We start from the raw sequence: 21,118 nt of genomic DNA, 5'->3' as shown, positions 1-21,118 counted from the left end.
GACAGCAAGTCGCCCGTCACATTCACGCGACCAGCTTCTCGGCCTTTTTCAGGTCAACGGACACCAATTGGCTAACCCCCTGCTCTTGCATGGTAACCCCATACAAGCGGTCCATTCGGGCCATGGTCACAGCATGGTGCGTAATAATCAAAAACCGAGTATTGGTGCGGCGGCACATTTCATCAAGCATGTCGCACATACGGGTTACATTGGCGTCATCCAAAGGTGCGTCGACTTCGTCAAGCACACAAATCGGTGCCGGATTCGCCAAAAACACCCCGAATATCAGCGCGAGCGCCGTCAGTGTTTGCTCTCCGCCGGACAACAAGCTGAGCGTCGACAGCTTTTTGCCCGGGGGTTGGCACATAATCTCAAGGCCAGCTTCCAATGGGTCGTCGCTTTCGACCATCACCAGATTTGCCTCACCGCCGCCGAACAGATGCGTAAACAGCATGGAAAAGTTGGCATTGACCTGCTCAAAAGCTGTCAAAAGACGTTCGCGCCCCTCGCGGTTCAGGCTGGCAATGCCGCTACGCAGCGTTTTAATCGCCTCTTCGAGGTCTGATTTCTCCTGAACCAGCTCATCGTGTTCGGTCTGCACTTCGCGGGCATCTTCCTCTGCGCGCAAATTGACAGCACCCAACGCGTCACGCTGGCGCTTTAGCCGGCTAACGTCATGTTCGATCTGCTCTGAAATCGGCATTTCGTCAGGGGTCTTGTTCAGCTGTTCCAGCAGTGTTTCCGGTGTGCATTCCAGTTCTTCGGAAATACGCTCGGCGGCGGCGGCCACTGTCTCTTGGGCAGCCTCAGCGCGGGCTTCGGCGCGGGCGCGGGTTTCGCGGGTTTCACCAGCAAGGCGTTCTGCGTCGCGTTCTTCAGTGATTGCACTGCGAAGCGCCGTTTCCGCGCCGGTCAGCGCATCGGTGGCCTCCGCCTTACGGGCCTCTGCTTCCTCGATCCCGCTAGACAGCTCATCGCGTTTATCAGCGAGTTCCTCGGGAACTGTGATCGCCTCTTCCAGCTCTTCGATGCTGGCCTCTTTGCGATCTGCCAGATCGGATGCATGCTTTTCTGCGGTTTCGAGACGGTGCCGCCAGCCGGACAGTTCCTTGGTCACCTGCTGGCTGCGACCCTTGCGGGCTTCGCCCTCTCGGCGCAATTCTTCATGGGCAGACCGTTTGGCCATCATGGTAATACGGGCAGCCTCGACGGTCATTTTGATGTCTTCCACGAGGCCGCGGGCCTCATCCAGATCGTCAAGCTCAAACAAAACTTCTTCAGCTTCTTCTAGCTGTTCGCGGGCTGTGTTGATTTCTTCTTCGTAGCGGCGAACGGACAGGCCAGCGCTTTCCAATTTGCTTTGCGCCATGTCGCGCTCCGCTTCCGCACGGTTTTGCGCGCGAGTCGCTTGGGTCAATTGATGGTCAGCTTGGCGGCGCGCCTCGCGGGCAGATTTATCAGCGGCGGTCAGGTCCGCCAACCGCGCGGTCAACGTCTCATGGGCGGCGCGGGTACCATCAAGCCGCGCCGTTGCCTCGGCCATTTCCTGTTTCAAACCCTCGAGCCGGTTTAACTGTTCCAACCGCAGGGCTGCTGCTGAGGGCTGATCTTCTGCCCAAGCGCGAAACCCGTCCCAACGCCACAGATCCCCCTCAAGGGTGACCAACCGCTGACCGGGCTTCAGCAAAGGCTGAAGGCGCGCGCCATCATCGGCACCAATCAGACCAATCTGTTCCATCCGGCGGGCCAGTACGTCGGGCACCGAAACATGCTGCGATAGGGCTGTAACCCCCTCCGGCAACGCTTGGGGATGCGGATAATCCGGCAAAACGGACCAGCCCGTAGGCCCATCCGCGTCCACCTCTGGCGCACGCAGATCGTCAGCCAAAGCCGCCCCAAGCGCCTTCTCAAAACCCTGCTCAACTTGCAACCGGTCCATGATTTGACCACCCTCGGCGGTGTCGCGGTCCAGCAAGCGGGCCAGTGCGGTGACCTCCGCTCGCAATGCATTCATCTCGCCTTCGGATTCGGAGCGTTCGGCGCGGGCTTCAGCTTCGCGGCTTTGGGTTTCGGCGCGCACCTCTTCGGCATTGGCCAACAATTCCTCGGCCCGCTCGGTCAGAGCTTGCGCTTCTTCTTGTGCTTCTTCCGAACGTTCGGCGGCGATGCGGGATGCTTCCATCGTTTCGCGGGCTTGGGTCACAGTTTCCTGGGCGCGGGTGGCATCGCCTATCGCCCGATCCATCGATTTGCGGCTGTCAGCCACAAAGCGTTGTGCCGATTGGTGGCGTGCCGACAGTCTTGCGACGTCTTCGGTGCGCTGCGCCAAGTCAGCCTCGCGCTCATGCAAAATCGAAGACGCCTCCGACGCAGTTTCTGCTGCCTCTTCCAACCGGTCATCATGGCCATCAGCGGCCTTGGTCAGCTCCCGCGTTTCCCATTCCAATTGCTCAATCGTTTCGCCTGCATCACGGTTGAGGCCAGCTTCGCGGTCCATATCCCGATCAAGCTGTTCGATCCGGCGTTTGAGCGTATTGATGCTGTCCTGCGCCCGCTTTTCTTGATCGGTCAACGCGTCGCGCTGCACCATCAACCGCTGCAAAATCGCAGCCGCGATCGCATCCTCTTCTCGCAGAGGCGGCAATGCATCCTCCAAAGCCGCTCGCTGCGCAGAGGTAGAGCGCACGATTTTTTCGGCCTGCCCCGCATGCGAGATCATCTCCCGCAATTGGGTATCGGCGACAAGGCGGGCGTCTTCTGCTTCGCGCCAACGCCGGTAAAGAAGCATACCCTCCGCTAACCGAAGCTCCTCTCCGATCGCGCGATAGCGTGCCGCCTGACGGGCTTGGCGGGCCAGCTGCCCGAGTTGTCCCGCCAGCTGCTCTACGACGTCATCCACGCGCAACAGATTGGTTTCTGCACCCTTCAGCTTCAGTTCCGCCTCATGGCGGCGCTGATACAGGCCGCCAATTCCAGCGGCGTCCTCCAAAACCTTACGGCGGTTTTTCGGCTTGGCGTTGATCAATTCAGAAATCTGTCCCTGCCGGACCAGTGCAGGAGAATGCGCACCGGTGGAGGCATCCGCAAACAGCATTTGAACGTCGCGGGCTCGGGTGTCTTTGGAATTTGCCTTATAGGCGCTGCCAGCATCTCGGGTTATCCGCCGCACGACTTCAAGCTGATCGCTATCGTTGAATCCGGTCGGGGCCAGACGTTCCGAGTTGTCTATGGTCAGGCAAACCTCAGCATAGTTGCGGGCTGGACGCGTCGCCGCGCCGGCAAAGATCACGTCCTCCATTCCACCGCCGCGCATCGCCTTTGCACGGGTTTCGCCCATCACCCAGCGCAGCGCCTCAAGCAAGTTGGATTTGCCACATCCATTCGGCCCGACGACTCCGGTAAGCCCATCAGTTATGACCAGATCCGTCGGATCTACAAAGCTTTTGAAGCCTGTCAGTCTGAGCTTGTTGAACTGCAAATCTGTTGCCTTGATTCTTGAACTGGCATTTAGATTGGCTGGTATCACCGCTCAGTGTCAATAAAATATGGGCTTATTTGGCGATTACAGCGATGTTGTCCCCAAGATATTGGGGTTTGTCCTATATTCAAACCCGTGGCAAACACACCTATCTACAGATCATGTGACCTGCATAACTGTTCCCGCGCCCGTACAGCTCTTCGATGTCGCAGTACAAGGATTTCCGCCGGCTGGGCTTTTTCGGGGGCCGCGCCCCGTTGCAAGACATGCCAATCCGCAGCAATGCTGGGTCCCCATCTACCCATTTGGCCGCGCAACCAGTTTCCAGTTGCGCTACTATTGCGGCCTTGCGTGCCACCTCTGTGAATTTTGGCAAAAACTCTGGCGACAAGCGAATCGCCTCAACGACATCACCTTGTCGCCGAAGGGCAAATTTCGTTCCTTCGATGCTACGTTCTATCTTGCTAGAAGACTTGAACCCGGGGCCTGCGGCGTCACAGGCCCCAAGGACAAAGAGGAGGAAAAGCAACCAACTACGCATGATTTGACTGTGGAGCTTCATGGTTAACGGCGCGTTAATAGTGAGGCGCGAGTTGTAGAATATCTCTTTACATTCTACTTTTTGAATGTTTTATATATTCCATGTTGTGAATATTTATTCAGGAGGCCGTCATGGCTACCCCACAAACAAAGGCAGCGGACACATATTCTCCGCTCTACTTCTTGGCTTCACTCGGCGCAGGTGGCGTCACAGTCTCATTCTTCATGTTCTTGATGTTTTGGGTTCCCCATGCCGGACGCCCGGTTCCAATTTTCGAAGACATAATGGCGGCGTTCAATACCGGCGACCTTCCCATGCGAACCGCAATTGTCATAGCAATGGCTGGGATTGCCTATTTCGCCTTCACGAACCTAAGGCTTTTGGCTTGGAACCTGTCGGCATTCTCGGCGTTCAAGAAAACTGAAGGCTACCAAAACCTGATTACGTCCAACGCTGAATCGACAATATTAGCTATGCCATTGGCAATGGCTATGACAGTCAACGGGTTGTTCATTGTTGGATTGGTCTTCGTGCCGGGCCTATGGGGTGTGGTTGAATACCTCTTCCCGCTTGCCCTCATCGCCTTTGCCTTGATCGGCGTTCAGGCCTTCATGCTCATTGGCCGTTTTCTGGGACGTGTTTTGTCCAAAGGCGGCGTCTTTGACGTAACCGCGCACAACTCCTTCGCACAGCTGTTGCCCGCCTTTGCAGTATCGATGGTTGCTGTCGGCTTCTCGGCCCCTGCCGCGATGAGCACAAACCCTGCTACCGTTGGTGTGTCTTTGGTCCTGTCGACTTTTCTGGGTGTGATCGCGATTATCTACACGATGCTTGCCGCTGCATCGGCAATCAGTTCCATGCTGCAACATGGCACAGCCCGCGAAGCGAGCCCGACCTTGATGATCATCATTCCCATCGTGACGGTTCTTGGCATCATGTTCCTTCGGCAAAATCACGGGCTGCACACGACACTTGAAGTGCATGGTAGTGACGGCGAGACCATGATCTTCCTCACCCGTCTTCTGGCCATCCAGCTCGGCTTTTTGGGCCTGGGTGCTGTGGTTCTAAAAGCCCAAGGATATTTCGCCGACTTTGTGGTCGGGTCCAAAACTTCGCCTGGGTCCTACGCCCTAATTTGCCCTGCTGTTGCTTTGTCTGTGATGATCCACTTTTTTGTAAACAAAGGCCTCGTTGCCTCGGGCCTGATTGCAAAATTCGACGTTGCCTATTGGTCGATCTCTGGTCTCGCGATCCTCTCGCAGATTGTCGCGATCGTTTTAATCATCCGTCTTGGGCGCCAACACTTTGGACACCAAACTGCCGTAGCCATTCCTGCGGAATAATTCCCAAAAACGCAAAAGGCCGGATCATTGCGATCCGGCCTTTTCCACTTTCAGAAATTCACCTCTACTCCGGGCAATTTCAACGACTTGATCAGATCCCGAAGCTCTTGCCGCGCCGCAATATTTGAAATGTTGAGCTGTTTAACCCCAACATCTCGAAGGTCCAACAAAGTCAGGCCACGCGGAAACAACTCCCGAAAAATCACCCGTTCGTTAAAGCCCGGAGCTATACGGAACCCGATTCGCTTGGCCAATCGAGCCAAGGCACTTTCCATCTTCTTCTTGTTTACCATCTGCTGCGCACCAAGCCGGTTGCGAAGTACAATCCAATCGATTGGTGCAAGCCCCGCCTGCGCCCGCAGTTGCCGCGCCGACCAAACCATTTCGGAATAGACCGACGGGCCAATGATCTTTTCCCCGTCATTGTCGATTCTGGCCAACAGGTCAAAATCCACAAAACTATCATTTAACGGGGTTACAAGCGTGTCCGCCAATGAATGAGCAACCTGACTAAGCCGCGTGTGCGACCCGGGGCAATCGATAACAATGAAGTCGGACCGGGATTCAAGCTCGGCTACGGCTTGGCCAAGACGACGGTCATAGTCTTCATCCCCTTCTGGCGCTGACCCGACATCCGAAGGCGGCAAGTCAATGTAGATAGGCGTTGGAAGCTCAAGACCGATGCTTCCGAGGTATTTTTGCCGGTTCTCCAGATAGCGGCCCATGCTTTTTTGCCGCAAATCCAGATCCAAAGTGCCTACTCGGTGGCCCATGCGCGCCAATGCTGTCGCCACATGCATAGAGACAGTTGATTTCCCTGCCCCACCTTTTTCGTTACCAACGACGATCGTATGTGCCACGCTTTGCGCCTCTTTTAACTGCCCAGCTGATGTGCCTGCGGAAGATTGTTTTGACCGTATCCATCGACCATCGTCAAGGACTGACACAGACGCAGTTCGTCAGAATTCCGCACCGCATTTCACCGCTTTCATCTTGTCGACAAGCCCCACGAAAAAGGCCCAGCACCTTTCGGAGCCGGGCCTTTGTTCTATGTGTTAGTCCTGAACGCTTAGTGAAGTTTGGTGCCAACTTCTGCGATAGAGTCGTCGATCAATTTGCCTGCGTCTTTTGCAGTCATTTGATCAGCAACCACATCTTGCGCTGCAAGTACAGCAACGCGAGCTGCGCTATCACGAACCTCTTTGATAGCCGATGCTTCTGCAGAAGAAATCTGCGATTCAGCGGCGACCAAACGGCGGGCGATAGATGCTTTCAGGTCTTCTTTTGCCTGCTCAGCGGCCAGTTCGGCCTCTTGCTTGGCATGGGCAACAATGCGATCCGCTTGCTCTGCCACTTCGCGCGATTTGCGCTCGTAGCTGGCCAGCAACGTCTGGGCTTCTTCACGCAACGCGCGCGCTTCGTCCAATTCGTTGCGAATGCCGTCGGCACGCTTGTCCAGCAAACCGCCCAGCATGCCTGGAACCTTGAAGTACGCCAGCACACCCAGAAAAACCAGGAAGCCAAGCAGAACAACAAAATCGGTGTTCCCAAGCGAGAAGAATGGGCCAGATGCTGCAAATGCGGGGCTTGCAGTCAAACCAAGAGCAGCAGGAAGGATTAGCTTTTTCATGAACTTACCCTTTCAACCGGTTGGAGACAGCAGCGGCAATCTTGGCAGAATCTGCCTTGCCACCCAGCACAGCGACGATGGCCTCTGCTGTGTCTTTGGCAACAACTTCAACGTTTTCCAAGGCCGAGGCGCGGATATCAGCAATCGCCTTTTCCGACTCAGCAGCTTTGGCAGAGATCTCTGCGTCAGCTTTGGCTAGGGCTACGTCAAGCTCTGCCTTAATTTCGTCGCGTGTCGCTTGCGCAATGGCTTGCGATTGTACGCGTGCATCTGCCAGTGCCTGCTCATAAGCAGCTTCGGCCTCAAGGGCTTTGCGCTTAAGATCTTCGGCGGCGGCGATGTCATTGGTGATCGTCCCCTGACGTTCCGCCAGAACCGAGGCAATCCGCGGCAATGCAATGCGCGAAAGCACAAGGAAGATGACCACGAGTGTGATTACCAGCCAGAATACCTGGTTGCCGATCCAGTCGCCGCAAAGCTGCGGCATACCAAGCGCGGAGCCATGCGAGTCAACGCAAGAACTGACGGCTTCGGCAGCGTGTGTTTCAGACGCCATTTTGTCTGTCCTCCGTCGGAACGTTTTCTTTCGATCGGGCGGACCAGCTTATGCTGAACCGCCCGCGCGTAAGGATATTATGTTCCGTGGATTAGACGGCGAACATCAGAAGCAGGGAAACCAGGAATGCGAAGATGCCCAGGGCTTCCGCGAATGCGATGCCGATGAAGAGTGTTGCTGTCTGGCCGGCTGCTGCCGACGGGTTGCGCAATGCGCCGGCAAGGAAGTTGCCTGCTACGTTACCAACCCCGATTGCGGCTGCGCCGGAACCAATTGCTGCCAAGCCTGCGCCGATGTGTGCGAGTTCGCCTTCCATAATCCTATCTCCTTACGATGGGAAGTTGAGTTTGTTTGGTTTGGCGGGAGGATCCCGCCGGGCCATTAGTGTGACGGGTGCAATGCATCTTTGAGATACACGCAAGTCAAGATTGTGAACACGTAGGCCTGAATGAAGGCCACGAGGATTTCCAAGCCATACATCGCGGTGATCGCAAGGATGGACACAGGAGAGATCACAGCGATTGCGGCAAAACCCGCGAACACTTTGATAACTGCGTGACCGGCCATAACGTTACCAGCAAGACGAATGGAGTGGCTGACCGGACGCACAAAGTACGAGATCAGTTCGATGATTGCCAAAATCGGACGCAATGCCAATGGTGCGCTTGAAACCCAGAACAGACCCAAGAATTTGGAACCGTTTTTGACGAAGCCCAAGATGGTTACTGTCAAAAAGACCGCCATAGCCAGAACAACAGTCACCGCAAAGTGCGAAGTTGTTGTGAAGCTCATCGGGATCAAGCCAAGGAAGTTGGCGGAAACGATAAACATGAACAGCGTCATGATGTAGGGGAAGTACACCAGACCGTCTTTGCCAGTCACGTCTTCGATCATCTTGTAAACGAAACCGTAGGCCAGTTCTGCAATCGACTGGCTGCGTGTAGGAACAATCGCGCGGCGAGATGTGCCGACAACCATCAGACCAACAATCGCAAGAATCGCGATGAACATCCACAAAGCGGAGTTGGTAATGGTGAACATGCCAACTGCGCCGTCGCCGAACAGTGGTTCAACCATGAACTGATCCATCGGGTGGAATACGAGGCTGCTGCCTTCTGCTGCTGCCTCTGATCCGTGCGCTTCAGTCGCCATTTTTGTCCCCTTCGCCCGCCCCTGACGAGGCTTCTTGTGTCTTTTGGATCTCTTTGGCTGTGCGTAACATTACGTTTACGCCTGCAGCCAGACCCAGCATTATAAACAGCACCATAAACAAAGGCGTCGTGCCAGCCAGCACATCAAGCCCGTATCCGATGCCAAAGCCGATCCCCAGACCGGCCACTAATTCGGTCACCATCCGCCAGGCATGATTTGCCATCGAATAGTGCTCTTCCTGGTGCTTCTTGCCGCCGCCGGGCCCTTTGGCCGCTTTGATCTTGGCTTCCAGCTCTTTCAGCTTCTGCTTTTGATCAGGTTCCGTCACGCAAGTGCCCCCAATAGGAGTTCAAGGGGTTGGTATGTCGTGAGGCACCCTGAGTCAACACGCTGTTAACACCGCCTGAAGTCATGGTAACCGATTGAATACAAATCAAAAATACAACACCCCAAAACACAGTGCTATTCCGTCGCAGGGGGATTTGGCCCAAATTCGTCAAAATCGCATATTCAACCAATGTGTTGAGCATCAGACTGCACGCCACAATCGCCGCACCTTGACCGATCCGCCCGCCACGGCTACCCCACCATTATGAGCCTAGACACTGTCTTTGCCGCACTGGCCGATCCGACCCGCCGCAGCATCCTAGCGATGCTGCTTGAAGACGATATGGCAGTCACCGATGTGGCCGAGCCATTTGAAATGTCGCTGGCCGCGATTTCAAAACACCTGATGATTCTGGCCGGGGCCGGTTTGATCAGTCAGGAAAAGCGCGGCCGGGTGAAATGGTGCAAACTGGAACCCAGCGCTCTGCGCGACGCGACGGTTTGGATGCAAAGCTTTGGTCAATTCGAACCTGTGCATTTGGATGCATTCGAGCGGTTCCTAGAGGCAGAGTTAAATGATGCGCCGCCTCACCCGGACACAACCTGAGGCTCTTCGTCTTTTAGCAAAACCAAAAGTGCCAAGGCTGTCAAAGCAACGCCGGGCAAAACCAATGCAGACGGGACAGCACGGCCAAGCGCCAGCTCCCACAAGATCACCCAACTAGGCACCAAATAGGTATAAGCCATCACTTTTGCTGACGGCAGCCGCAAAGTTGCGTAGCGCAATATCAAAAACGTCAGACCGGTTGCGATCACTGAGGTGTATATAATGGTGATCCAGACAATACCCGGCAAAGACGCCCAATCTGTTTCGATCAATCCGCGCCCCGCCCAAATGCACAGAATAACCGCGCCCGCCGTCAAGACACCGGCCGTAAAAGCCAAGGCCGGCTCGCCGCGGTTCAGTTTGCGTAGCAAGGGCGAATACAACGCATGGGCAATGCAGCCCCAGAAATAAATTGCTTCGCCGCGCCCGATCTCAAAGCGCAGGGCCGCATTCAGATCCCCCTGAAAAATCACCCAAAGCGCCCCGACGCCGCCAACGGCAATCGCAATCGCCATCCGCAATGTTGTCAACTGGCTGACCAGCCAGAACCCGAACACGGCGGTGAGCGCCGGATTGAGCGTAAAGACTGCCGCCATACTGACAGGCGCAGCGGTCTTGAGCCCTTCAAACATTGTGACAAAATAGATGGCAAACAGGCCTGCAAGCACAAAATAGCGCCACGGCGCAGCCCAAGCCTTGCGGCTCATCTGTTTGTTCAAACCGGCTAGGACCAACATGAGAGACGCAGCTATTACAAAACGCACCGCGTTCAGAACTGCAGGATCGATATAGGGCGCGGACATACTCCCAAGCGAAAACGATCCCGCGACAAGAGCCGAGAAACACAACATCGCCGCATGTCCGCGCTGCGCCTCAGTCACGAAAGGCGCTCTGCCGATGTATCTTCTTTTAGGTGCTTCAAGAAGGCTTGCACCTTGGCCGTTCTGTGCAAATCAACATGAGTTACCAGCCACATTGGTGCGGCCCATTCATCTTGGGGCGGCATGACCTGAACCAAATCCGGATGGGACGCCGCCTCGCTCACCCGCAAAAAACCGATACCCGCTCCAGCAAGGATCGCATGGACCAAAGACCGCCAGTCGGTCCCCCGAAACACGACATTTTCAAATGGAATGTGTCGAAGCAGCCAGACCTGAAACGGGGCGCGGCTTTCCATACTGTCATGGCCAACAAATCGGTGATCTTTCAGCGCCTCGATTGATTTGGGCTCTCCATGCTTGGAAATGTAATCGCGGCTCGCGTAAAGAGCGATGGGCTGGCTCATAAAGGGCTGCACCACATTATCCGGCTCGGATGGAACCGAACCGGCACGCAGTGCAACATGTGCCTCGCCGTACTCCAAGCGAAATAGCCGATCGCCGGTCAAAAACCGAACTACGACATCAGGGTATTTATTCTGGAAACTGGTCAACGCCGGAACCAGCAAAGGCGCGAACGATGCAATGGAGGTGACCATAAGCTCGCCGGTCACATCGTTGCCACGCCCTTTGATTCGCCCTTCGAGCTGATGGAATTGATCGTCGGTGGTTTGCGCCACGCGAAGCAGGTCAACACCCGCTTCGGTTGCTGTGTAACCACGGGTATGCCGTTGAAACAGCTTTACGCCCAATCGGCCTTCTAGGGAATCAATATGACGAATAACCGTCGCATGATGCACCCCGAGTTCCTCTGCCGCGCCGCTTACAGTCCCCATGCGCGCCACGTGAAATGCGGTTCTGATTTCGTCCCAGTTTTGCATAACTGCCCAGTCTTTATTATTGTGTCTTAGAACAAGGAGTTTGGCCCTAATTTCGATATTGCAAGGGCCGCATCAAAATGGACAGACAAAAAAGAAACAGCGACCCCAAAAGGGTCGCTGTTTAGTATACTTAAGCCTGCCTACAGGGAAACCTGTGGCAATTGGCGATATATCAGTCAGTGCCGGAAGCAGATGCCAGAGCAGCGCCAACCAGTACAACACCGGCAACGATTGCCAGAGTGGTGCCTGCGCCCATGCCCGAGGAAGATGCCGCAACGGGTACTTCGTCATATACATCGTCAACAACAACTACTGCTGGCTCTTCATAGCCACCGGCAGATGCTGCGGTTGCAACGGCGGCCGAAACCAACACAGAAGCGATCAGCTTTTTCATTTGAAACTCCATTATAAATAGCAAGGTCTTTTTGATGGGTAGCGGATTCGGTTCAGGACTTCCAGAAAAAATAATCTCGGAGTGTAAACTTTAGCATGAACCCACCTATACCGTGCGCGTTTTGCAACGCTTAGCCATAACTAACAGGTTTATGCCTAATTGTAAAACAGTAGCAAACTTGACTCTTCCAAGCGGCTCTCGTACATCAACCCCAACTATCCGGGAGAAATGTATCTTCCGGTCCCTTGGGCTTGGCCCGGGATCGACCTCCGTCAGCGCGTTGCGCCCACGGGGGCGTTCCCGCATTGGCTGGCATTTTGCCTTTGGGGTTTTACGACATGCCTTGGGATCCTACATGGACCTTAGTCATTATAATTACACGGCACGAAGGAGGCCGCGACATGTTTGAAAATCTGTCCGAACGCCTGGGCGGCGTCTTTGATCGACTGACCAAGCAAGGTGCGCTGTCTGCTGACGACGTAAAAACCGCAATGCGCGAAGTGCGGGTCGCTTTGCTAGAGGCCGATGTCTCGCTACCGGTTGCCCGCCAGTTCATCAAAGCCGTCGAGAAAAAAGCGACAGGCGCGTCCGTGACCAAATCGGTCACACCCGGTCAGCAGGTTGTCAAAATCGTCCATGACGAATTGATCGCCGTACTGGCAGGTGAGGGTGAGCCCGGTTCGCTCAAAATCGACAATGCCCCCGCACCGATCTTAATGGTTGGCCTACAGGGGTCTGGTAAGACCACGACCACTGCCAAACTGGCCAAGCGCCTGACAGAAAGAGACGGCAAAAAAGTTCTGATGGCCTCGTTGGATGTCAATCGTCCGGCGGCGATGGAACAGTTAGAGATCTTGGGCAAGCAGATTGGGGTAACCACGCTACCCATCGTCAAAGGCGAAGATCCGGTTGCCATCGCCAAGCGTGCAAAAACGCAGGCGTCTTTGGGTGGCTATGACGTCTATATGCTCGATACTGCTGGCCGTTTGTCCATCGATGAAGAATTGATGGCGCAGGTTGAAGCTGTTCGCGATGTCGCCAATCCGCGTGAAACGCTGCTGGTCGTCGACGGCCTGACGGGCCAGGATGCCGTGCACACCGCGGAAAACTTTGATGACCGTATCGGTATTTCCGGCGTTGTACTGACCCGGATGGATGGCGACGGTCGTGGCGGTGCAGCCCTGTCCATGCGCGCCGTTACCGGCAAGCCGATCAAGTTCGTCGGCCTTGGCGAAAAAATGGAAGCGCTTGAAACCTTTGAGCCAGAGCGCGTTGCCGGCCGTATTCTCGGCATGGGCGATATCGTGGCTTTGGTCGAAAAGGCCCAAAGCACGCTTGAGGCCGAGCAAGCCGAACGAATGATGAAGCGGTTTTCAAAGGGTCAGTTCAATATGAACGACCTCAAGATGCAGCTTGAGCAGATGATCAAGATGGGCGGCATGGAGGGCATGATGCAAATGATGCCCGGTATGGGCAAAATGGCCAAGCAGGTTGGCGATGCCGGTATGGACGACAAAGTGCTGAAACAGCAAATCGCGCTGATTCAATCCATGACCAAACGCGAACGTGCCAACCCACAGCTTTTGCAGGCCAGCCGCAAGAAACGCATCGCAGCCGGTGCTGGTATGCAGGTGTCGGACCTGAACAAGCTGCTGAAAATGCAGCGGCAAATGTCTGATATGATGAAGAAAATGGGCAAGATGGGCAAAGGTGGCATGCTGAAGCAAGCCATGAAGGGGATGATGGGCAAGGGCGGCGCTGCCGCTGGAATGGACCCGTCCCAGATGGACCCTGCTGCAATGGAAGCGGCTGCCAAACAGCTGGGTTCACGCATGCCCGGCGGCCTTCCCGGTATGGGCGGCATGGGCTTGCCCGGCGGCTTGTCTGGTTTGGGAAAAAAGAAGTAACCCATGCCCGCGCCCATCCTTGAAACCCCGCGCCTTCGGTTGCGCCCACATGTCATGAGCGACATGGATGCCTTCGCGGCCTTCTTTGAAGGTAGCCGCGCGAAGCATGTGAATTCACCACAGAACAAAACGCACTTGTGGTATGGGTTTTCGTCGGAAATCGGCAGTTGGGACTTGGTCGGCTTTGGTGGCTGGGCGGTTGAAACCAAAGACGGTCAGTTGATCGGCCAAGTTGCCATCACTCAGCCACCACATTTTCCGGAGCGGGAAATTGGCTGGATCCTTTTTGACGGATACGAAGGCAAAGGCTACGCGCTAGAAGCGGCCACAGCAGCGCTGCATTGGGCTTGGGAACAAGGTATGGAGACCTTGGTTTCCTATATTGAAAATACCAATGAACGTTCGATTTCTTTGGCAAACCGCCTTGGGGCGACGCTCGATACAAGCGCCGAAAACTATGACGCCGAGGATTTGGTTTACCGCCATCGTCCCGATGCCGATGGCACACCGGAGGCATACGCGTAATGCCTTTTCAGCTCACCCAAGCCCCCCGTCTTGAAACAGACCGCCTAATCCTGCGCGGCCCTGAACGCGATGACGCGGAACATGTCATTGCCTTCCTTCTTGACCAAGAGCGCGCAGAAGGATTTGGCGCGTCGCCCAACCGAGGCGATGCTTGGCGCTGGTTTTCGCTGAATGTTGGACACTGGCATTGGCACGGCTACGGCTATTTCACCATCGTTGACAAGGCGACGGGCAAACCGGCTGGCATCTGTGGCATCTGGAACCCCGAAGGCTGGCCTGAACCCGAAATCGGGTGGGTGGTTTTTGAAGGCTTTGAAGGCAAGGGCATCGCCCATGAAGCAGCTTTGCGCGTGCGCCGCTACGCCTATGACGATCTCGGTTTTACCACCCTGACCTCGAACATCGTGCCTGACAACGCGCGGTCCAAAACGCTGGCGGCACGATTGGGGGCTACTTACGAACGCACCTATGAAAACGTCAGCATGGGTTTAGATGAGCTGTGGCGCCATCCGGGACCAGAGGCTTTGTCATGAACGACACAGCTTTGATAACCCCTTGCGAACAGCATCGCCCCGGTCCGGCCGCCCGTCAGGCTGCCCGTCTTGGCGGCAAAATTCCGTCCCTGGACACCCGCCGCCTACAATTACGCGCACCGCGCATCTATGACTTCAAGGCCTATGCCAAGATCATGGAATCGGACCGCTCCATTCCTATGGGCGGCCCCTTTACCCGATCCGAAGCATGGTCCAATTTTTCTGGCTACACAGCCCTTTGGATGCTTCACGGCCACGGTCTTTGGACCGTTGATGCCCAGACCACACCCTCAGCAGGGTTTGTTCTACTCGGCTACGACTATGACGATCCCGAAGTCGGTCTTGGCGTGTTTTTGACCGACAGCGCAGAAGGCCAGGGGTTTGCCGAGGAAGCGATGATCGCCGCCCGCGCCTATGCCTTTGACGCACTGAAATGGGGCACAGTCGCCTCTTTTGTTGACGTAGATAACATTCGTTGTATCCGCTTGCTGGAAAAACTGGGCGCGGCACGGGACTCCGAAACAGAAAATACCGCAAGCGACGACGGCCACACGTTGGTCTTTCGTCACTACGCACAAGGAGCCGCCTGATGGGACATCGCGATATTCCAACCCTCGAAAGCCGCCGATTGGTCTTGCGCGGCCCCGATCCCGAGGACTACCCGGATTTCAAAGCTACATTTTCGTCTTACCGGTCCCGTTACATGGGGGGGCCGCTCAATGCCTATGAAACATGGATGCTCTACGCCGCAGAAATCGGCCATTGGGAAATCCGTGGCTATGGCATGTGGATGATCCACCTGAAAGACACAGACGAAACCGTTGGTATGGCCGGTGGCTGGTTCCCGGCCAAATGGCCTGAACGTGAAATCGCATGGATCATCTGGCCTGACCAGTCGGGCCATGGATACGCACTTGAAGCCGCTGACTGCGTGCGCCGCCATTTCTACCACGATCTCGGCTGGACAACCGCCGTGAGCTATATCGATCCCAAGAACCTCGACAGTATCCGGTTGGCCGAACGTCTTGGCTGTACCAAAGACCACAATGCTGCGACGGTTGACGGCCATGACGCCGTCTATCGCCACCCCACGCTGGAACAACTGCAAAGCCAGTTGGGCCATGGCATCGATATGGAAATCGCGCATTACGCCGATCCTCTCTTTAAACCGAAAGGTTGGGCTCTTGACTGATACAACTGACACCGTCGCCCGCGCCGCCGAGGTGCTCAAGGAGCACCGCGATAGCATTGACCGGCTTGACGCCATTCTTGTCTATACCTTGGGCGAGCGTTTCAAACACACTCAGGCTGTGGGGGTGCTGAAGGCAACTCATGACCTCCCGCCCTCCGACCCCGCGCGCGAAGCCAATCAGATCGCGCGGCTAGAAGACCTTGCGGACCAGGCCAATCTTGACCCGGAATTCGCTAAGAAATTCCTGAATTTCATCATTCAGGAAGTCATCCAACACCACAAACAACACCAATCTTGAATTCGGGCTGCGCCCTATGCAGCCCAAACGCCATCTAAGGAGATCAACAATGGCTATTAAAATTCGTCTCGCCCGCGGCGGTTCCAAAAAGCGCCCCTTTTACCGGATCGTTGCTGCGGACAGCCGCATGCCACGTGACGGCCGCTTTGTAGAAAAGCTGGGCACATACAACCCCCTGCTGCCAAAAGACAGCGAAGAGCGTGTGAAAATGAACGTTGAGCGCATCCAGTACTGGCTCGGCGAAGGCGCTCAGACCACTGACCGCGTATCGCGCTTCCTCGAAGCGGCTGGCGTTGTTGCCAAAAAAGAGCGTTCCAACCTGAAAAAAGGCGAGCCAGGCAAAAAAGCCAAAGAGCGCGCCGAAGAAAAAGCATCCAAAGCTGCTGACGCCGCTGAAGCTGCTGCCGAGGCATAAGCCTCACTCGATTTGTGTACCGGCGGGACATTCTCGCCGGTACATCAATAGGTTTGCCTGAAGGGGGCGTTTCATGTTCCGCCTGATCCGGCTTGTGGTCTTTGTGATGCTGGCATTTCTTGCCGGAATCTTATTTGAACGTGACAATCAAAAAACCATTTGCGATCAAGCAGGCGGGTCTTGGACCCGAGGGCTTTGCAATGTTGGAGGCAACAATGGCTGATATGATCTGCGTAGGAACAATCTCTGGTGCATTTGGCGTCCACGGAGAAGTGCGCATCAAAAGTTTTACCGCAGACCCCCAAGCTATCGCCAGCTATACGCCCCTGTTCACCAAGGACGGATCGCACAGCTTTGACGCCATTCAAATCACGCGGTCGTTGAAAAACGGTTTTGCAGCCCGCATGTCGGGTGTCGGAACCAAGGAAGAGGCCGACGCCCTGAGCGGAACAGAATTGCACGTTCCGCGCGAAGTCCTCCCCAGCCTACCCGACGATGAATACTATTATACAGATCTGATGGGGCTTGAGGTGGTCGACACCGGCGGCAACATTCTGGGCCGCGTGCATGCCGTCCACAATCACGGGGCCACAGACCTACTGGAACTGACCGTTCCAAGCCAAAGCAAAACTGTTTTGCTCCCTTTCACAATGGCCGTGGTGCCGACGGTTGACTTGTCGGTGGGCCGTATTGTCTGCGATCCTCCTGAGGGTCTGTTCGACTAAAACCCCGACCCTAGTCTGCAAAATTTGGACCGTCATGTTTTGGCGCGCTGCATACGAACACCAACATCCAATTGCCGCATAGATTCCTTAGTTGCGCCCTGACTCCAATGCGCGTGAGCCCTATTGACCCGACTATGGGAAACAATAGGCGGCGATACCCGCGTATTTTCCACGCCTCAGCTTCATAATCGTGAAAATTGGAAGTTTCCTACCAACATAGCGCCACAATTTTAGTCCAATTTTAGCCGTAATCGAGAAATCGAATTATTGGTAAGTGGACGTAAAGTGTATCGGATTTTATTGACAGGAATGGCCCTAGGCCCCGCCCTTGCTGCGGCACTCCCTCTCTCCGGGATTGCCGTCGCGGTGAGTGGCCTTGGAAGCGCATATGCACTGATGGCATCAATGCGCCTTGAACCAATCCGCATCCGTAAGTTCACATCTGGGGGGCGGCGCGCCGAAACTTTGCTACAATCCGATTTGTCGAATGCACAAAAGAGAAAGCTTCCCAACCAGGATTTCATGTTGCGTGAGTTGTTGCGGGTCATGTCTGTTGGGAGAGAGTTCCAGCCGCCGGGTGCTCCTCCGTGCCGTGACAACGTCATCGCACTTACCCTACGCGGTTTGATGCTGGGCTGGAAAACCAAGGATTTGACAAAACTTAGCGAACTTCAGCGCTGCGAGTTGTATTTGATCAATACTTTGCTCCGCTCCGATCCCGGCGAAGCGGGGCGCATTGCACAGCTGTTTGCCCGCCCTGAAACTATGCTGGACCTGCGTGATGAAATCGACGCAATCGCCCTGCGCCGCACAGCTTTTGATCGTGACTATGGTGCCTTTGTTGCCACGCGGGACCTGTGGACAAACGGTGCGGATACGGCCCGACCTATGATCGCTCTACTTCAGGGGCTGGGGGCTGCGGACATAGATCTTTGGCACCATGTTGTGACCCGTCACGACCTGTCGAACCCCGATCAGCGCCGCGCCGCAGTGTGGTGTTTGCAGCAAAAGGACGTGAACAGGTCCACCGTCGCCGCATTTTTCGGACGCCTCGCAAAAGAACAGGCACTGCGCACGGCTTTGGCCCAAGGCGATACAGAATTTTTGACCGCGGTTCAGGGTTTGATCGGCGCATGGAATGACAGTTTTTATAAACTGTCCGAGTTGGCTTTAAGTCCGGCTCTGGATGTCCGAACACTAAAACCGCTCTTTGAAGATGAGCTTGAGTACATGCAAGAACACGCGGGCGGTGGCGGTTGGATTGCGCCGCATTGCCTGTTTGTCGAATATGATGGTCGGGCCCCGCGCAATCGCGACCTGTGGGATTTGCACAGGTCGTGCCTGACACAGCCGCCACGCCAAGCGGATTGTTTTGAGGCTGCGTTTGAATCCCTATCATGACAGCGGCGATCTGCTTGCCCCAACCCCGACTTGCGCGGTAGGACAGGCGCAAAGCAAGGCACCCTATGTCAGATCAGAATCCTTCGAAGCACACCAAAAGCCATGGCCGTAAAACCATGCGCCCGACCTTAAAGCCACGCGAGTTGATGACCCATCAACCCGATCTTGCCCGTGCATGGCAGGCGCAGGTCATTACCCTGTTCCCCGGCGCATTTCCCGGTGTCTTAGGCGAAAGCCTGACAGGCAAAGCCCATAAGGAAGGCAAATGGCAGCTATCAACTGTTGATTTGCGTATTTTCGGCGAAGGCAAGCATCGCAATGTAGATGACACGCCAGCGGGTGGCGGGGCTGGAATGGTCATGCGTCCGGATGTTATGGGCCACGCGATTGAGCACGCTTTGCGTCGCGCGCCCGGTCCGTTGGTGTACCTGTCACCACGCGGCAAACGATTTGATCAGCAGATGGCACGCGACTGGGCCGAACTGCCCGGCATCACGATGATTTGCGGCCGGTTTGAAGGCGTCGACCAACGGGTTCTCGACCACTACAATATTGCCGAAGTGTCACTGGGAGACTTTGTTTTGACCGGCGGTGAAATCGCGGCCCAAGCGATGCTGGACGCCACCGTTCGCCTCCTACCCGGCGTGCTCGGAAATGCAGAAAGCACAGTCGACGAAAGCCATTCAGACGGGCTTTTGGAGCATCCTCAATATACCCGTCCCGCAGATTGGGAAGGGCATGAGATTCCTCCGGTTTTGATGTCTGGTCATCACGGAAAGATCGCCGAATGGCGTCGAGAGAAGAGCGAAGAGCTTACTCAACAGCGTCGTCCGGACCTTTGGGCCAAACACAAAGACCAAGAGTGACCGAAACCAGTCAAATGCCACAACCCAGTTCAAGATCTATAATCAGGAACAACATATCAGAAACCTAGACTGTCGCCGCTGCATATAACGCCCCCATCCCTGCCCCAATAACGCAGGGATGGGGCTTCTTTCCCTAAGTCTGGATGGCTTCCAAAGTCTTTTCCAAAGCGCTTTGCAACATGTCCAATGCTTGGTCCAACTCGGCCTCACTAGCTATAAAGGGCGGTGCCAGCAGGATATGATCCCCCACACGGCCATCGCGCGTGCCAGGCATCGGGTAGCAAATCAACCCTTCGGCAAAGGCTGCTTTTTTAAGCTTCCCGGCCAGTCCCAAGGATGGATCAAAAGGCGCTTTGGTCTGGCGATCCGCAACCAATTCCACCCCCCAAAACAACCCGCGCCCCCGAACATCGCCAACATGTGCGTGTTGTCCAAAGCGGTGTCGTAGCTGCGTCTCCAAATACGCGCCCCGACTGTTGACCTGTGCAATAAGGTCGTGATCCAGCATTTCTCGAACCACTGCCAGCGCAGCGGCGGCAGCAACCGGATGACCCAGATAGGTATGGCCATGCTGAAAGAACCCTGACCCCTGCGCAATCGCATCATAGATCGATTTGCTACAGAGCATCGCGCCAATCGGCTGATATCCGGCCCCCAACCCTTTGGCGACACAGAGGATATCCGGTTGGACATTGTCTGCATTGCAAGCAAACAAATGCCCCGTCCGGCCCATGCCACACATCACCTCATCCAAGATCAACAGCACGCCGTATTTATCGCAAATCTCGCGGATACGGGCGAAATAGCCGGGGGCGGCGGGCACAGCACCAAGGGTCGCGCCGACAACCGGTTCGGCAATAAAGCCCATGACGGTCTCTGGACCCAGACGCAAGATTTCGTCCTCTAGCTCTTGGGCGACACGTTGGCCGTAATCTTCCAGACTTTCCGTCTCCAACCGCTCTGCATATTCATAGCATGGTGCGATATGGCTCATCTCTACCAACAAAGGTGCAAATTGCTGGCGCCGCCATGCATTGCCACCGGCGGACAGCGCCCCAAGCGTATTGCCGTGATAACTTTGACGGCGGGCAATCAAGTGACGGCGCTGCGGCTCTCCGTTTTCCAAGTGGTATTGGCGCGCCAGTTTTATCGCGCTTTCCACGGCTTCGGATCCCCCTGAGACAAAATACACCCGATCCAGATCGCCTGGTGCGTGTTCGATAAGCAAATCGGCCAAAGCCTCGGCCGGTTCCGAGGTCAAAAAACCGGTATGCGCAAAGGCCAGTTTATCGACTTGGTCCTTGATCGCTTGGCGGACGCGCGCATTGGAATGACCCAGACAAGAAACAGCCGCACCGCCGGAGCCGTCAAAATAGCGTTTGCCATCGGCGTCAATGAGATAGCACCCATCACCGGCGACGGCGGTTGGCAATTCGGAATGACAGTGGCGGGGAAAGACGTGGCTCATG

At 55.5% G+C, this 21,118-nt stretch carries 24 protein-coding genes; 13 read left to right on the top strand and 11 right to left on the bottom strand.

What is annotated here, in order from left to right:
* Nucleotides 1-22 precede the first annotated feature (22 nt).
* The gene (gene smc, locus C8N36_RS08975) at nucleotides 23-3,478 is read right to left on the bottom strand and encodes a chromosome segregation protein SMC (RefSeq protein ID WP_097804461.1); all 3,456 of its coding nucleotides are present in this window, start codon (nucleotides 3,476-3,478) and stop codon (nucleotides 23-25) included.
* Nucleotides 3,479-4,150: 672 nt separating this feature from the next.
* Here smc and C8N36_RS08965 point away from each other — a divergent pair.
* A complete protein-coding gene (locus C8N36_RS08965; protein WP_097804365.1) occupies nucleotides 4,151-5,362 on the top strand; it encodes a TsoY family (seleno)protein in 1,212 nt (403 codons plus the stop codon).
* Nucleotides 5,363-5,412: 50 nt separating this feature from the next.
* Here C8N36_RS08965 and C8N36_RS08960 read toward each other — a convergent pair whose 3' ends face one another.
* The 6 genes from C8N36_RS08960 to C8N36_RS08935 form a co-directional block, all read right to left on the bottom strand.
* Nucleotides 5,413-6,222 (bottom strand): division plane positioning ATPase MipZ, encoded by an 810-nt coding sequence (locus C8N36_RS08960; protein WP_097804460.1) that lies wholly within the window; start codon nucleotides 6,220-6,222, stop codon nucleotides 5,413-5,415.
* A 209-nt stretch (nucleotides 6,223-6,431) separates the two neighbouring features.
* On the bottom strand, nucleotides 6,432-6,992 hold the full coding sequence (locus C8N36_RS08955) for a F0F1 ATP synthase subunit B (RefSeq protein ID WP_097804364.1): 561 nt from the start codon (nucleotides 6,990-6,992) through the stop codon (nucleotides 6,432-6,434).
* A 4-nt stretch (nucleotides 6,993-6,996) separates the two neighbouring features.
* Nucleotides 6,997-7,548, bottom strand: coding sequence for a F0F1 ATP synthase subunit B' (locus C8N36_RS08950; RefSeq protein WP_097804363.1), 552 nt, complete (start codon nucleotides 7,546-7,548; stop codon nucleotides 6,997-6,999).
* A 91-nt stretch (nucleotides 7,549-7,639) separates the two neighbouring features.
* Nucleotides 7,640-7,864, bottom strand: a complete 225-nt coding sequence (locus C8N36_RS08945; RefSeq protein ID WP_097804362.1) for a F0F1 ATP synthase subunit C — start codon at nucleotides 7,862-7,864, stop codon at nucleotides 7,640-7,642.
* A gap of 65 nt (nucleotides 7,865-7,929) precedes the next feature.
* A complete protein-coding gene (locus C8N36_RS08940; RefSeq protein ID WP_097804361.1) occupies nucleotides 7,930-8,700 on the bottom strand; it encodes a F0F1 ATP synthase subunit A in 771 nt (256 codons plus the stop codon).
* A complete protein-coding gene (locus C8N36_RS08935) occupies nucleotides 8,690-9,028 on the bottom strand; it encodes an AtpZ/AtpI family protein (RefSeq protein WP_097804360.1) in 339 nt (112 codons plus the stop codon). The genes C8N36_RS08940 and C8N36_RS08935 overlap by 11 nt, the downstream gene beginning before the upstream one ends.
* Before the next feature lie 264 nt (nucleotides 9,029-9,292).
* On the opposite strand from C8N36_RS08935, the gene C8N36_RS08925 reads away from it, so the two are divergent.
* Entirely contained in the window at nucleotides 9,293-9,634 is a 342-nt protein-coding gene (locus tag C8N36_RS08925) for an ArsR/SmtB family transcription factor (protein ID WP_097804358.1), read from the top strand.
* Here the strand turns inward: C8N36_RS08925 and C8N36_RS08920 are convergent.
* From C8N36_RS08920 to C8N36_RS08910, 3 genes are all read right to left on the bottom strand, one after another.
* On the bottom strand, nucleotides 9,616-10,485 hold the full coding sequence (locus C8N36_RS08920) for a DMT family transporter (RefSeq protein ID WP_097804459.1): 870 nt from the start codon (nucleotides 10,483-10,485) through the stop codon (nucleotides 9,616-9,618). The genes C8N36_RS08925 and C8N36_RS08920 overlap by 19 nt on opposite strands.
* A 26-nt stretch (nucleotides 10,486-10,511) precedes the next feature.
* Complete coding sequence (locus tag C8N36_RS08915; RefSeq protein ID WP_097804357.1) at nucleotides 10,512-11,393, bottom strand: LysR family transcriptional regulator; 882 nt, start codon at nucleotides 11,391-11,393, stop codon at nucleotides 10,512-10,514.
* Between the two features lie 172 nt (nucleotides 11,394-11,565).
* On the bottom strand, nucleotides 11,566-11,787 hold the full coding sequence (locus C8N36_RS08910; RefSeq protein WP_141468023.1) for a hypothetical protein: 222 nt from the start codon (nucleotides 11,785-11,787) through the stop codon (nucleotides 11,566-11,568).
* A gap of 401 nt (nucleotides 11,788-12,188) precedes the next feature.
* Between C8N36_RS08910 and ffh the strand changes: the two genes are divergently transcribed.
* The 11 genes from ffh (at nucleotide 12,189) to trmD (ending at nucleotide 19,649) form a co-directional block, all read left to right on the top strand.
* Complete coding sequence (gene ffh, locus C8N36_RS08905) at nucleotides 12,189-13,694, top strand: signal recognition particle protein (RefSeq protein WP_097804355.1); 1,506 nt, start codon at nucleotides 12,189-12,191, stop codon at nucleotides 13,692-13,694.
* A gap of 3 nt (nucleotides 13,695-13,697) precedes the next feature.
* The gene (locus C8N36_RS08900; protein WP_097804354.1) at nucleotides 13,698-14,219 is read left to right on the top strand and encodes a GNAT family N-acetyltransferase; all 522 of its coding nucleotides are present in this window, start codon (nucleotides 13,698-13,700) and stop codon (nucleotides 14,217-14,219) included.
* The gene (locus tag C8N36_RS08895) at nucleotides 14,219-14,752 is read left to right on the top strand and encodes a GNAT family N-acetyltransferase (RefSeq protein WP_097804353.1); all 534 of its coding nucleotides are present in this window, start codon (nucleotides 14,219-14,221) and stop codon (nucleotides 14,750-14,752) included. The genes C8N36_RS08900 and C8N36_RS08895 overlap by 1 nt, the downstream gene beginning before the upstream one ends.
* The gene (locus tag C8N36_RS08890; RefSeq protein ID WP_245910771.1) at nucleotides 14,749-15,342 is read left to right on the top strand and encodes a GNAT family N-acetyltransferase; all 594 of its coding nucleotides are present in this window, start codon (nucleotides 14,749-14,751) and stop codon (nucleotides 15,340-15,342) included. The genes C8N36_RS08895 and C8N36_RS08890 overlap by 4 nt, the downstream gene beginning before the upstream one ends.
* On the top strand, nucleotides 15,342-15,944 hold the full coding sequence (locus C8N36_RS08885; RefSeq protein WP_097804352.1) for a GNAT family N-acetyltransferase: 603 nt from the start codon (nucleotides 15,342-15,344) through the stop codon (nucleotides 15,942-15,944). The genes C8N36_RS08890 and C8N36_RS08885 overlap by 1 nt, the downstream gene beginning before the upstream one ends.
* Nucleotides 15,937-16,242 (top strand): chorismate mutase, encoded by a 306-nt coding sequence (locus C8N36_RS08880; RefSeq protein WP_097804351.1) that lies wholly within the window; start codon nucleotides 15,937-15,939, stop codon nucleotides 16,240-16,242. Before C8N36_RS08885 ends, C8N36_RS08880 begins: the two co-directional genes overlap by 8 nt.
* A gap of 49 nt (nucleotides 16,243-16,291) precedes the next feature.
* Nucleotides 16,292-16,657: a 30S ribosomal protein S16 gene (gene rpsP / locus C8N36_RS08875; RefSeq protein ID WP_097804350.1), complete on the top strand. Its 366-nt coding sequence runs from the start codon at nucleotides 16,292-16,294 to the stop codon at nucleotides 16,655-16,657.
* A 73-nt stretch (nucleotides 16,658-16,730) separates the two neighbouring features.
* Nucleotides 16,731-16,880: a hypothetical protein gene (locus C8N36_RS24130; RefSeq protein ID WP_170125841.1), complete on the top strand. Its 150-nt coding sequence runs from the start codon at nucleotides 16,731-16,733 to the stop codon at nucleotides 16,878-16,880.
* Nucleotides 16,873-17,382, top strand: coding sequence for a ribosome maturation factor RimM (gene rimM / locus C8N36_RS08870; protein WP_097804349.1), 510 nt, complete (start codon nucleotides 16,873-16,875; stop codon nucleotides 17,380-17,382). The genes C8N36_RS24130 and rimM overlap by 8 nt, the downstream gene beginning before the upstream one ends.
* A 405-nt stretch (nucleotides 17,383-17,787) precedes the next feature.
* Complete coding sequence (locus C8N36_RS08865; RefSeq protein ID WP_170125840.1) at nucleotides 17,788-18,783, top strand: hypothetical protein; 996 nt, start codon at nucleotides 17,788-17,790, stop codon at nucleotides 18,781-18,783.
* Between the two features lie 65 nt (nucleotides 18,784-18,848).
* Nucleotides 18,849-19,649 (top strand): tRNA (guanosine(37)-N1)-methyltransferase TrmD, encoded by an 801-nt coding sequence (gene trmD / locus C8N36_RS08860; protein WP_097804347.1) that lies wholly within the window; start codon nucleotides 18,849-18,851, stop codon nucleotides 19,647-19,649.
* A gap of 133 nt (nucleotides 19,650-19,782) precedes the next feature.
* Here the strand turns inward: trmD and C8N36_RS08855 are convergent, their stop codons facing one another.
* Entirely contained in the window at nucleotides 19,783-21,117 is a 1,335-nt protein-coding gene (locus C8N36_RS08855) for an aspartate aminotransferase family protein (RefSeq protein WP_097804346.1), read from the bottom strand.
* Nucleotide 21,118: the final 1 nt, after the last annotated feature.

The sequence above is a fragment of the Pelagimonas varians genome (assembly GCF_003208435.1).
Classification (GTDB): domain Bacteria; phylum Pseudomonadota; class Alphaproteobacteria; order Rhodobacterales; family Rhodobacteraceae; genus Pelagimonas; species Pelagimonas varians.
Note: the sequence above shows the minus strand (reverse complement) of the source record. Positions and strands in the feature narration are given on the sequence as shown.

Excerpts from the sequence above, each read along its gene's own strand:
- C8N36_RS08965 (WP_097804365.1), top strand. The coding sequence starts at position 4,151 with ATGGCTACCCCACAAACAAAGGCAGCGGACACATATTCTCCGCTCTAC.
- C8N36_RS24130 (WP_170125841.1), top strand. The coding sequence starts at position 16,731 with ATGTTCCGCCTGATCCGGCTTGTGGTCTTTGTGATGCTGGCATTTCTT.
- C8N36_RS08855 (WP_097804346.1), bottom strand. The coding sequence starts at position 21,117 with ATGAGCCACGTCTTTCCCCGCCACTGTCATTCCGAATTGCCAACCGCC.
- rpsP (WP_097804350.1), top strand. The coding sequence starts at position 16,292 with ATGGCTATTAAAATTCGTCTCGCCCGCGGCGGTTCCAAAAAGCGCCCC.
- C8N36_RS08920 (WP_097804459.1), bottom strand. The coding sequence starts at position 10,485 with ATGTTGTGTTTCTCGGCTCTTGTCGCGGGATCGTTTTCGCTTGGGAGT.
- C8N36_RS08950 (WP_097804363.1), bottom strand. The coding sequence starts at position 7,548 with ATGGCGTCTGAAACACACGCTGCCGAAGCCGTCAGTTCTTGCGTTGAC.
- C8N36_RS08955 (WP_097804364.1), bottom strand. The coding sequence starts at position 6,992 with ATGAAAAAGCTAATCCTTCCTGCTGCTCTTGGTTTGACTGCAAGCCCC.
- trmD (WP_097804347.1), top strand. The coding sequence starts at position 18,849 with ATGTCAGATCAGAATCCTTCGAAGCACACCAAAAGCCATGGCCGTAAA.
- C8N36_RS08925 (WP_097804358.1), top strand. The coding sequence starts at position 9,293 with ATGAGCCTAGACACTGTCTTTGCCGCACTGGCCGATCCGACCCGCCGC.
- C8N36_RS08890 (WP_245910771.1), top strand. The coding sequence starts at position 14,749 with ATGAACGACACAGCTTTGATAACCCCTTGCGAACAGCATCGCCCCGGT.
- C8N36_RS08895 (WP_097804353.1), top strand. The coding sequence starts at position 14,219 with ATGCCTTTTCAGCTCACCCAAGCCCCCCGTCTTGAAACAGACCGCCTA.
- C8N36_RS08865 (WP_170125840.1), top strand. The coding sequence starts at position 17,788 with ATGCGCCTTGAACCAATCCGCATCCGTAAGTTCACATCTGGGGGGCGG.
- rimM (WP_097804349.1), top strand. The coding sequence starts at position 16,873 with ATGGCTGATATGATCTGCGTAGGAACAATCTCTGGTGCATTTGGCGTC.
- C8N36_RS08940 (WP_097804361.1), bottom strand. The coding sequence starts at position 8,700 with ATGGCGACTGAAGCGCACGGATCAGAGGCAGCAGCAGAAGGCAGCAGC.
- ffh (WP_097804355.1), top strand. The coding sequence starts at position 12,189 with ATGTTTGAAAATCTGTCCGAACGCCTGGGCGGCGTCTTTGATCGACTG.
- C8N36_RS08945 (WP_097804362.1), bottom strand. The coding sequence starts at position 7,864 with ATGGAAGGCGAACTCGCACACATCGGCGCAGGCTTGGCAGCAATTGGT.
- C8N36_RS08885 (WP_097804352.1), top strand. The coding sequence starts at position 15,342 with ATGGGACATCGCGATATTCCAACCCTCGAAAGCCGCCGATTGGTCTTG.
- C8N36_RS08910 (WP_141468023.1), bottom strand. The coding sequence starts at position 11,787 with ATGAAAAAGCTGATCGCTTCTGTGTTGGTTTCGGCCGCCGTTGCAACC.
- C8N36_RS08900 (WP_097804354.1), top strand. The coding sequence starts at position 13,698 with ATGCCCGCGCCCATCCTTGAAACCCCGCGCCTTCGGTTGCGCCCACAT.
- C8N36_RS08915 (WP_097804357.1), bottom strand. The coding sequence starts at position 11,393 with ATGCAAAACTGGGACGAAATCAGAACCGCATTTCACGTGGCGCGCATG.